Below are 940 nucleotides of genomic sequence, written 5' to 3' on the forward strand. Positions count from 1 at the left end.
CCTACACCCTTACCCCGGGACAACCACCGCCCGGGCTGGACTACCTTCCTGCGTCACCCCATCGCTTACCTACTACAAGTCTGGTTCGTCGGCTCCACCACTCCCCTACGCTCCGAAGAGCTCAGGGCGGCTTCACGGACTTAGCATCGCCTGATTCGATATTGGGCGTTTCAAAGCGGGTACCGGAATATCAACCGGTTGTCCATCGACTACGCCTGTCGGCCTCGCCTTAGGTCCCGACTTACCCTGGGCAGATCAGCTTGACCCAGGAACCCTTAGTCAATCGGCGCACACGTTTCCCACGTGTGTATCGCTACTCATGCCTGCATTCTCACTCGTGAACCGTCCACAACTCGCTTCCGCGGCTGCTTCACCCGGCACACGACGCTCCCCTACCCATCCACACACCCGTTAGGGCTGTTGTGTGAATGACACGACTTCGGCGGTACGCTTGAGCCCCGCTACATTGTCGGCGCGGAATCACTTGACCAGTGAGCTATTACGCACTCTTTCAAGGGTGGCTGCTTCTAAGCCAACCTCCTGGTTGTCTCTGCGACTCCACATCCTTTCCCACTTAGCGTACGCTTAGGGGCCTTAGTCGATGCTCTGGGCTGTTTCCCTCTCGACCATGGAGCTTATCCCCCACAGTCTCACTGCCGCGCTCTCACTTACCGGCATTCGGAGTTTGGCTAAGGTCAGTAACCCGGTAGGGCCCATCGCCTATCCAGTGCTCTACCTCCGGCAAGAAACACACGACGCTGCACCTAAATGCATTTCGGGGAGAACCAGCTATCACGGAGTTTGATTGGCCTTTCACCCCTAACCACAGGTCATCCCCCAGGTTTTCAACCCTGGTGGGTTCGGTCCTCCACGAAGTCTTACCTCCGCTTCAACCTGCCCATGGCTAGATCACTCCGCTTCGGGTCTTGGGCGCGCTACT

At 57.8% G+C, this 940-nt stretch carries 1 rRNA gene; it reads right to left on the reverse strand.

Going from position 1 to position 940, the window contains the following annotated elements:
• Positions 1 to 940, reverse strand: a 23S ribosomal RNA gene (locus tag ACSNOH_RS34920); the annotation flags it as partial.

Origin of the sequence: Streptomyces sp. URMC 127 (assembly GCF_051386535.1) — a bacterium.
Lineage (GTDB): Bacteria > Actinomycetota > Actinomycetes > Streptomycetales > Streptomycetaceae > Streptomyces.